The following is an 11220-nucleotide window of genomic DNA, read 5'->3' on the forward strand; positions in this document are numbered from 1 at the left end:
ATCATAACTATATGCTGCTGGCATTCAACCTCCTTATCATCATCTATCCTTATCCTATCACATCCGGACTTTTATGGAAAGAGCTATACATGAATTTACCATAAATCACCATCTCATAAAGTGTGATGCAACAAAGCCATCCCAGTGTCAAGCACTGGGATGACACCCTTTTGGATAGAAACCAGTGTCAGGTACTCGGATGACACCATTTACAACCACTCCCCTACCCTTTCTAGCTGTTTATAGCTGTTAAATCTCAGGAATTTATCAAAATATGGAGAGGCAATAAAGGGTGTGGAATTACTTAAATAGTTAGATAAAAAACCAGGCAGATCATTTTTTAATTCTTGCATTTTGTATCTATAATTTTGTATAGAAATAACTTTTATTTTATCATAATCAAGTTTCCAATAAGCAAGTTCTGAGACTTCTCTTTTTGTTATACGTTCTACCGCTAAGGCTTGTAAAATTAATTGCGGAAAAAATCCCGACATTACTTCTTCATTGGAAGGTGGTGTACCAAGCTTATAGTCTATAATTGCCACTTGCCCACTTGGTAGATACTCAACTCTATCACATCTTGCTGTCAGTAAGATTTCTTGAGGGATAAGATCTCTATTTGTCATCCCAGCAGTTTCATACTGATCACAAGAACCAGCATCACGCACTGGAATATGAAATATCGGACAGGAAAAGCTCTTTTCTAGCTCAACATAGTTGCTTCGAGTTTCATCAAATTCGACAAAAGATTGAATTACCCTCTGTAGTCTTATCCACCACATATTTGAAAAATTAAACTGACTAGTCGAGAATGCTTCTCGTGCAATGCTCATTGGAGATTTTTTGTTGCGTAAATATCTTGCAAGAATGTTGTGTACCATAGTGCCAAATTCCAATATCGATGGCTTAAAATTCAAGTCTCTTAATTGTTTAAGGCCCAGTATATATTCAACGTAAAATGAATAAGGATTACGAATTAGCTTTTCTATTGCACTGCAAGACATCACCTGCATTTTTTCTTTTCTAACTTCGGTTTGAGGTTTTGGCATAGGCTGAGTACATGGAACAGTACATTCAGGCGTATTTAATATCCTTAGCCAATCACGATACGGCTGCTTCCCCTCCTTGAGTAGAATTTCCAAACGCTGCAATAGAATTGGTTTTCTATGGCTTAGCGATCTTGTAATATAAACCTTACTTGCACAAAACAAATTGTGTAAAGTATAAAAAAAATACCCCTGCTCTTCTTGCACGGAAGGAAGATTAAATTTTTCTCTCGTAAATGCATTCAAAAGCGGATTTTGAAAGCTTGGCGCTTCATTAAATCCAGCAAGTATTACAACTTTGTTGTGATATAAGCTGAATTTATTCAAGTCACTTGCTACAGAGAAAAACTCTTTCTCTAAAAATAAGGTCAGAATTTGGCTATATAACTCTAAGGAGCATTTAATTCCTACACCCTCACATGCATTTGAGAAATTACAGGTAAAATTACCTATTTCACTATTTAGCTCTGAAAAATTTATACCAGATAATATATTAATACACTGCAAATGAGTTGCTACCACATCAAAAATAGAGCAATTTATAGAACGAAGTAAAGGATTAAATATAACCTCTAACTTACTGATAATAAGTAATATATCTTCTTTGTATTTTAGCTTTTTATGGGCATTGATAGCATTTATAATATCGCTCAGGCCATTTGTACTAAAGTTGCGTAATATCTCTATTTCAAATTCAGATAAAATCCGAGTGTACTCTTCTTGAGTGTAACCAAAAGTCACTAGCCTATGTTTAAGGAGCGAAAGTAATGACACACTGCTCCAATTTGAGGTCAAAACTTCGATACTATAAAGCAGAAGCGTTATATAAGGGTAATTTTCCGGTATGGCACTGTGTTGCCTTGATAAACATGCTATACGAGCTGCAAGTAATTTATCAAAGACGACCAAAGAAATGTTTTCATAACCTTCATTTTCTATAATTAATGATGTCACTTGTGCTTCTTCCTCTCTGGAATCACAAGTGATGACTTCAATATTGCCAACATGTCCACTACTAATTTTGCTTAGATCGGCAGTTGTATCAAAGACGTAATCTAGATATTCCTCAGGACTTCCTGTTATCCCAGCCCTTTCTTCTGTCATCCCAGTGCTTGACACTGGGATCCAGTTTTCATTATACAGCCACCTGGTGCGCTCATTTAAAGTTAAGTTTTCTGGATCCCAGTGTCTGGGCACTGGGATGACACCAGAACACGCTTCTGGCAGAAAACTAACATCCCTTCTATCCACTTTTAAATAATCGAGTAGATCTTTCAGGCAATATTGATAGTGTTTTTTATCAAGCAATTTCCAGTCTTTCTCTTTAATTTTCAAATTCAGGTTAGGCAAAATTATTTTTCCAAATGGCAGATCATATATAGCCTTAATTAACGACTTATCCTTTCCAACTCCAACAAAGATTATATGTTGGTCTTTTTGTAAAGAGGTTATCATATTGTTTAAGTAATCACTCTTATGTTTTAATATATCTACTACTTCTAAATCTTTTAAAGTTTTACTCCAAGTCTCAGTGAGTAAGCTTATGAAATTCTCTATTTTTTTTAAATGTTCATCAAATTGATAACAATCCGTTGTTTGGGTAGATTGAATTTTATCAAGCAATGATGGCAGGCTATAAGCTAAATCAATTGGGAAATTATCATTATTTTTTCTATTCCATTCCAATATGAATTGAATGAGTAGCAGCGTCCTTTTTATTGGACTTATAACTTTAACTCTATCAAGATTTAATATTAAATCTTCCTCATCAATGTTCTCTAGCGAAACTATCTCTGGCAAAATTATGCATTTTTCAGCGTTATAATTCTTGAATGCATTGAGTAGCGCTATCACATCCCTCTTGCAAGGAAGTATGACCTTTATCTCGGGAATTTTTTCTCTTTCATATTCAGAAAATATGTGCTGAACCAGCACATCAAAAAGGGATTCATCCACATTAACAGTAAAAACTCTTCCCACTAACAGTAACAATTAATACAATACTTTTATTGTATAGAAATTATTTAAAATATAAATGTGCTCGCAGTTTCTTATGCTATGATATATTAAAGTCTTTCACAATATTACATGGCAAACGTCAGAATAGAAGTTTTAAATAAATGTGAACAAGTTGGCCGCAGAAGGGTAGTTAATGTTTACTTGATTTACATAAGCAAAGAATTACCATCAAAATTACATGAAGAAATTTGTGGGCTATTTTATAATAAAGTCATACAAGACTGCCGTTATTATTCCTACAATGAAAACCTTGAAGAAGTTCAATATAACTTCATAGAACCACAAGCAAAGTGGGGCTTGGAGATAAGCTTTTTACCTGGCATGACTGACAATGTAGGCAACACAGCGAAACAAATTGTTAGAGAATATTTAATAAACAAGGACTACATTGATGAAAATGTTTGTATAAAAGCAAGAAGTTCAAAATTGATTCTAAGTCAAGCAACTGAAGATGATATAAAACAAGAATTTAATCCTATCACTGAGTATTGCATTCTTGTTTATAAAGAAAACGGCAATTGCTATTGGAGGCATTACGGTAAATCAAAAGGTGTCATCCCAGTGCCCAGACACTGGGATCCAGAAAATTTCAAGCAATTGTATAATGAAAACTGGATTCCAGTGTCAAGCACTGGAATGACAGAAGGTAGGGTTGGGATGACAGAGGATAGTACTAAGTCCGTTGACCTCAATGTAAGTGACCAAGAGCTTGAAAAGATCAGCAGAGATGGAATCGATGGTAATGGCACTTTAGGGCTCTCTCTGGCAGCAATGAAAGCTATAAAGGATTACTTTAAAAAACTTAATAGAAATCCATATGATATTGAACTTGAGTCCCTAGCACAAACTTGGTCTGAACATTGTAAGCACAATATCTTTTGCTCTCCCCTTGATGAAATAAAAGATGGCCTATACGCACATTATATTAAGCGTGCAACACGTGAGATAAATTCTGACATATGCGTGTCAGTTTTCTCCGACAATGCCGGAGGAATAATTTTTAATGACGATTACTTAATCGTAGATAAAGTTGAAACTCACAATAGCCCTTCGGCGCTTGATCCGTTTGGTGGAGCAATGACCGGAGTGCTTGGAGTAAATCGTGATATAGTGGGTTTCGGGAAAGGCGCAGAGCCTATAATGAATACCTATTACTTTTGCTTTGCCAAAGAAGCAAAAGGCAAATTTTATAGGGATAAAGAGCGCACTGATGAGATCTTACCGCCAAAATATATAATGAAAGAAGTGATTCACGGTGTTAATGTTGCTGGTAATTGCTCTGGTATTCCAACACAACTTGGATCGGTATATTTTGACGATAGATTTTGTGGAAAGCCGTTAGTCTTTGTTGGCAGTGTCGGAATTATTCCGCGCAGTATAAATAATGTACCTTCACACATCAAAGGGCCCAAGAATGGTGATAAGATTGTAATTATTGGCGGAAGAGTTGGAAGGGACGGAATTCACGGTGCAACGTTTTCTTCAGAGGCTTTGTCGGGAAACAGCCCTTCAACAATTGTGCAAATTGGCGACCCCATAACACAAAAAAAACTATCCAATGCCGTCATAAAAGCAAGAGATCTTGGTCTTTATAATGCAATAACGGATAACGGAGCAGGTGGTCTCTCATCTTCTATTGGTGAAATGGGAAAAGACGGATTTGAAGTTGATTTGAGCAAGGTTCTACTTAAGAACGATGGTATGGCTCCATGGGAAATATGGATATCAGAATCACAAGAGAGAATGACCTTAGCAGTGCCAGAAGAAAATCTCCCTATGTTTAAGCAAATCATGAAAAAACATGATGTGGAGGTTTGTGTGATTGGAGAGTTCAATGAGAGTGGTAAAGCTGTTGTTAAATGTCCTAAAGGGAAAGTAATAATGGATATCGGAACTGAATTTCTGCATGATGGTAATCCTAAAATGCATTTACAGACAAAGCCGTGGTCTAAGGAGTCTGCTGTATCCTTTCCTGTCATGCAAGTAGCTGACACTGGGATCCAGCAGGCTTTGCCTGCAAACATTTTATGCAAAAACCCATACGATGGTGGAACTGAGTGTGAAATGGATTCCAGTTTGCATGACACCTTTGCACTAAAAGAAATGCTGAGCAGACCAAACATTTGCAGCAAAGAGTTCATAGTGGTGCAATATGATCATGAGGTTCAAGGGTCGTCAGTGCTGAAACCACTGCAGGGCAAGGGAAGAGTGTGCAGTGAAGCTATTGTTTCAAGACCAATCCTTTCTTCAAATAAAGGTGTTGTAAAATCGCAAGGATTTGGCTCAAGTTATGGAGAAATTGACACTTACCACATGGCAGCATGTGCAATTGACACTGCCATACGCAACTACGTAGCTGCAGGAGGAAATATAAATCATCTAGCGTTGCTCGATAATTTTTGTTGGTGTGATGCTTATAATCCAGAAAGGTTGTGGCAACTAAAGAGAGTTGCAGAAGCTTGTTATGACTTTGCAATTGCATTTAAAACACCATTCATATCTGGAAAAGATAGTATGTTTAACGACTTTAAGGGATATGACGAAAATGGCGAGAAAGTGATAATCTCTGCACCACCTTCATTACTCATCTCGGCAATTGGAATTATAGAAAATATTGAAAATGCGGTATCGCTTGATGTGAAAATGCCGGGAGACTTGATATATGTACTTGGAGAAACACTTAATGAACTTGGTAGATCTGAATATCAGTTATATAGTGGAATAGGTAATAACAACGTACCAAAAGTTGATGCAAAGAGCGCTAGGAAGTTGTATGAGCGTTACAACCAGGCAATAAAAGATGGCATAATTGCCTCTGCAATTGCACCAAACTTAGGCGGATTAGTTATTGCTCTGGCAAAATCGCTAATTGCAGGAGACCTTGGTGCTGAAATCGATCTTTCACTAGTGCCAATAGGAAAAATACAAAATACAGACATAATAAACAAGATAATAATGTTTTCTGAATCGCAAAGTAGAATTTTGGTTACTATTGCACCACAAAATCAGAAGAGGTTTGAAGAATTGTTTGAAGGTGCAGTTTATTCATGTATTGGCAAAGTAACAGAGAAAAAGGTGCTAAACATAAAGGATGTTTTAAAAGTAGATCTGAAAGATTTGGGAAATAGTTATTATATAGCTAAAGTGACTTAGGTTTACAGACGATTTGATAAACGACAAACTCGTCATCCCACTGCTTGTTAGCGGGATCTAGAGATACCGCGAATGAATCGCGGTATGACGTAGGAAAACCTGACTTGCACTAGCTATAGCATGTCAGTTTAAAATATTTTTCTTATTATGCTAAATAACTCCTTTACTATATGTAGTGTTTATTTAGAATGAATGTATGTTATTAATTTTGGGTAGGTAATTATGTCTATTTTATCGATACTCCTGTTTATCAGTCTTTCTTTACTCAACACTTCAAATAAATTGATGATATGTGCTGCCTTATTTGTGGGAGCTGCTTTAGTTGTAAATTCAATAGTTGAATTTTATGGCAAAAGTAAAGCTACGTACAGTTTAATAGTGTGTACAGTGCTATGTTGTGTTTTTAAATTGCAAAGTTTTAGTTTGATGATATTGATTTCATATACTGCAATTTTAGTCTCTCTTCTCTCAAGCATAATTATTTTTGAAAAACTGAAGTCCAAGTTGAATTTTCATATGGCAAATTTCATTACTTTAATTATAGCATCAGTGGTTGATAGTGCCGTTGTATGTGTTGGATTACTATACAAATTTTCTGCAGGTAAATGCTTATCAATATACATTAGAGATTTAATTTTTAAGTTTTCTTATGTGTCAGTATTGAGCATCTGCTTGTTTGTAGGAATGTATTTATTTTGCTTGGCGAACAAGAAGTATTTTAAGATTTCCACATAACCTGTTTTCTGATATAGCTAAACTGACTTTGGGTCCTGGGGGTGTATTTGGTGGTCCTAATACGTAACAACAGTTTAGAATTTATAGGTAGCCTAAACCCACAACCGTACAAACATTATGATTTGAGCCCATCAGGGGGGTGTCATCCCAGTGCTTGACACATAGCTGTACGAACATTCATTTTTGAAGGTAAATTGCACAGCAAATGGTGTCATTCCAGTCTGGAATCCAGAAATTTTGCTTATAACTGAGCTGATGAGCTAAAGGTAGTTGTCTTACGCTAAAACAAACGTTTTTAATTAAGTTGCATAGAACCAGTGTCTGGGCACTGGCCCACTGGTGGGAATTGCTCCTAAACTACAACGTTCGTACAGCTATGTGCTTGACACTGGGATGACATCATAGGGGCACTGGCCTACTTAACCGTCATACCGTCGCGGTATCTCAGCCGCTAACAAGTAGCGGAATGACGATTTATCAAACGCTGCCCAATTTTCCGTAACAGTTGAAAAAATCAATAGAAAATCAATATATCACTATAAATTCACGTATTTTGAGGCTATAATGGTTAATACGCTATATGGTATAATATGGACGATTTTATCAGAGTTAAGGGCGCAAGGGAACATAATCTGCAAGGTGTAGATGTCAATATACCGAAAAACAAGCTAGTTGTTATAACTGGGCTAAGTGGTTCTGGCAAGTCTAGCCTCGCTTTTGATACAATTTATGCGGAAGGCCAACGCCGGTACGTTGAAAGCCTATCAGCTTACGCGCGTCAATTTCTCAACATTCAGGATAAACCAGATGTTGAGTCGATTACAGGTCTCTCTCCTGCAATATCTATCAACCAGAAATCGATCTCAAAAAATCCAAGGTCAACAGTTGGAACTGTTACCGAAATTTACGATTACTTGCGCTTGGTATATGCACGAATAGGAGTTCCTTATTCACCTGCAACTGGATTACCAATAACAAAACAAACGGTGTCTCAAATTGTAGACACTATAATTGCGTTACCTTTAGAAACTAAGATATATATACTTGCCCCTGTTGTGCGTGGTAGAAAGGGAGAACATCTTAAAGAGATATTGGAAATTAAAAGACAAGGTTACGTAAGGTTCAAAATAGATGGTGAAGTGTACAATGTAGATGACTTGCCTAAACTCGATAAGAACAAGAAACACGACGTTTTTGTGGTTGCAGATAGAATATCAATATTGGGCGATATAGGAAATCGACTGCCAAGTAGTATAGAATCCGCACTAAAACTTGGTAATGGTCTAATGTATGTAGAAATAGTAAACCTACCTGACAACCATAATTCCGAGTATAAAAATGGTCAAATTCTGACTTTTTCAGAGAATTTTGCATGCCCCGAGTCTGGTTTCACTCTTGAGGAAATAGAACCAAGATTATTTTCTTTTAACAGCCCTTACGGTGCATGTGGTTCGTGTAATGGGCTTGGTAAAAAACTAAGTGTTGATATAAAGCTAATAGTACCGGATGAAACTCTTTCAATATCTGAGGGTGCTTTAAAGCCAGTGGGATCAATGTTCCGTCAAGTGCACACAGGTTATGGATTTCCAAAAAGTGCAATTCTATCACTGGCTGAAAACTACAAATTTAACCTTGATATTCCGTGGAAGAACATAGATCAAGAAGTAAAAGATATGATACTCTTTGGCTCTAATAAATTTCAAGGTTTGATCAGTATCTTGGAGAACCAGATGGATTATGATGAAACACTTGTTGAGCGATATTGCTCTGTCACTCACTGCAGAGAATGTACTGGCTATAGATTGAAAAAAGAAGCGCTTACAGTAAAAATTGATAGCAAACATATAGGTGAAATATCTAGGCTCAGCATCGATGAATCCCTTAAGTGGTTTGAAAATTTGCCAGACAAGCTCACAGAACAACAGAAGCAAATCTCAAGTAAAATATTAAATGAAATAATCAAGAGGCTAGCATTTTTAAAGAATGTAGGGTTGAATTACCTAACGCTTGATCGAGAATCTAGCACTCTCTCTGGCGGTGAGAGTCAGAGGATCAGACTTGCTTCACAAATTGGCTCTGGTTTAACAGGAGTGCTGTACGTGCTTGATGAACCCTCGATAGGCCTTCATCAATGCGATAATGATCGGTTAATTGCTACACTGAAAAACTTGAGAGACATGGGTAACACTGTAATCGTTGTTGAGCATGATGAAGATACAATAATGGCTGCTGATTATGCGATTGATATTGGTCCTGGAGCTGGCGTAAATGGTGGAAAAGTTGTTGCAGAAGGAACACCAGACCAGGTGCAAAGAAATTCGGGGAGCATAACAGGGCAATATTTGAGTGGAGAGAAAAAAATTTTAATTCCAAGGAGAAGAAAGCAAGCAACTCAGTTCATAAAAGTAATAAATGCATGTGAAAATAACTTAAAAAATGTGAACGTTAAATTTCCTATAGGGAATCTTATTTGTGTTACTGGAATATCAGGAGGGGGAAAATCAAGTTTAGTCATAGAAACGTTATATAAATATTCAGCACATAAGATACATCATTCGTCTGCAAGGTATGGTCAGTGTGATAGAATAGAAGGCCTTGAATATATAGATAAAGTTATAGAAGTTGATCAGTTGCCAATTGGTAGAACTCCTGCGTCAAATCCAGCAACATATGTTGGTATGTTCACTCATATAAGAAATTGGTTTGCAGGTCTTTCGGAGTCAAAAGCAAGGGGATATAATATAGGCCGGTTTTCATTTAATACCAGAGGGGGAAGGTGTGAGGCTTGTAAAGGTGATGGGCACTTAAAGATAGAGATGCATTTTCTACCGGACGTTTATGTGAAGTGTGAGCAGTGTAAAGGGCGAAGGTATAATCGGGAAACATTGGAAGTTACTTATAAAGAAAAATCAATCTCTGATGTCCTTGATATGACGATAGATCAAGCTTGTGATTTTTTTGAAAACCTTCCAATGGTAAAAGAAAAGTTGGTTTCTTTGCAGGAAGTGGGACTTGGCTATATAAAACTCGGACAGTCGTCAACAACGTTGTCTGGGGGTGAAGCACAACGAATAAAGCTGTCCAAAGAACTATCAAAACGATTTACCGGAAGAACATTGTATATTCTTGATGAACCAACAACTGGATTACACTTTGAAGATATAAATAACTTACTAAAAATACTCCATAGATTAGTCGATCTGGGAAACACTGTTATAGTTATCGAGCACAATTTGCACGTTATAAAAACTGCAGATTATATAATAGACATCGGACCAGAGGGCGGAATAAAAGGCGGAGAAGTGATTGCTACTGGAACTCCAGAAGAAGTGGTAAAAATTCCAGAAAGTGTTACAGGCAGGTATCTTAAAACATATTTATTATAAACTATTTCTTAATCATTATTGACTATGTTGCATATTTATGATTTGGAGAGGGTAATGTCAGTATATCGATACTTTATAGCATTTCTCATAATAGTCCAAACAGGTCATAGGAAGGAAGAATCAACAGCACGACGAAAGGATTCGAATAGAGGAATGTTTTTCCTGGCTCTGTTTTTTATAGCAAACCAATGATGCTCAATTTTGTTGAAATCTGGAGAATAAGGCGGCAGATACAAAATTTCTGCATCAACCCCTTTAGCAAGCTCGATAATTTTATCAGACTTATGAAAAGTAGCATTGTCAAGAATGACAGCCTGTCCAGGTTCCAAGATCGGTGTCAAAAATTGCTCAAACCATCCATTAAAAACATCCATATTACAGCGGCCTTCAAAGGTTAACGGAACAACTATCTTTCTTCCACTTAAGGCTGCAACCATACTGATTCGTTGAGTTTTCTTTCCAGATTTTAGGCCATAAAACCGCTGTCCTTTCTGGCAATACCCATATGGATAGTCCTCTGTGTTATCAATGCCAGACTCATCTATATAAACTAAGTTTTCTGGTTCTTTTGTTGCTATAATTTTTAAGAATTCAGCACGTTTTTCTTCGTTTCTTTCCTTGTATCCATATGTCTTTTTTTGCGCGTAAATCCAATTTTTCTGAGAGCTCGGTGGATCGTTTGGATACTAACGTTGCCCCAAAGTTTAGCCATTTCCGACAGAGTCTTTCCTCCGTTTTCTCTGGCAAATTTAGCAAAGGCATCCCAGTCGGTAATTTTGTGATTGTAACCTCCATTTCCAAGTTTTTTTGATTGAAAGTCTCCTGTTTCTTTTCTTCTTTGCTGCCACTCCCATAAAGTAGTTCGTCCAATTTTAAATCTT

General features: G+C 36.7%; 5 protein-coding genes. 3 read left to right on the forward strand and 2 right to left on the reverse strand.

Annotated features, from left to right (window positions below):
- Positions 1-209 precede the first annotated feature (209 nt).
- Positions 210-3026, reverse strand: a complete 2817-nt coding sequence (locus tag OZD66_RS03590; protein WP_182367240.1) for a WPE palindromic element domain-containing protein — start codon at positions 3024-3026, stop codon at positions 210-212.
- 108 nt (positions 3027-3134) lie between these two features.
- Between OZD66_RS03590 and OZD66_RS03595 the strand changes: the two genes are divergently transcribed.
- From OZD66_RS03595 to uvrA, 3 genes are all read left to right on the forward strand, one after another.
- A complete protein-coding gene (locus OZD66_RS03595) occupies positions 3135-6218 on the forward strand; it encodes an AIR synthase-related protein (protein WP_182367242.1) in 3084 nt (1027 codons plus the stop codon).
- Positions 6219-6440: 222 nt separating this feature from the next.
- Positions 6441-6953, forward strand: a complete 513-nt coding sequence (locus tag OZD66_RS03600; protein ID WP_182367244.1) for a hypothetical protein — start codon at positions 6441-6443, stop codon at positions 6951-6953.
- A gap of 590 nt (positions 6954-7543) precedes the next feature.
- Positions 7544-10339 (forward strand): excinuclease ABC subunit UvrA, encoded by a 2796-nt coding sequence (uvrA, locus tag OZD66_RS03605; RefSeq protein ID WP_182367247.1) that lies wholly within the window; start codon positions 7544-7546, stop codon positions 10337-10339.
- A gap of 104 nt (positions 10340-10443) precedes the next feature.
- On the opposite strand, the gene OZD66_RS03610 is transcribed toward uvrA, so the two are convergent.
- Positions 10444-11220 (reverse strand): IS630 family transposase gene (locus OZD66_RS03610; protein ID WP_275021947.1). Its coding sequence is split into 2 segments (ribosomal slippage), with 778 coding nucleotides annotated over them: positions 10444-10979 and positions 10979-11220; the frame shifts between segments, so codons are not numbered across the junction. This gene is flagged as partial in the annotation.

It is taken from the genome of Wolbachia endosymbiont of Drosophila baimaii, from assembly GCF_028982185.1.
In the GTDB taxonomy this organism is placed as follows: domain Bacteria; phylum Pseudomonadota; class Alphaproteobacteria; order Rickettsiales; family Anaplasmataceae; genus Wolbachia; species Wolbachia pipientis.

What these genes read in the sequence shown, in the direction of transcription:
- OZD66_RS03595 (WP_182367242.1), top strand. Translation starts at nt 3,135, where the DNA reads ATGGCAAACGTCAGAATAGAAGTTTTAAATAAATGTGAACAAGTTGGC.
- OZD66_RS03600 (WP_182367244.1), top strand. Translation starts at nt 6,441, where the DNA reads ATGTCTATTTTATCGATACTCCTGTTTATCAGTCTTTCTTTACTCAAC.
- uvrA (WP_182367247.1), top strand. Translation starts at nt 7,544, where the DNA reads ATGGACGATTTTATCAGAGTTAAGGGCGCAAGGGAACATAATCTGCAA.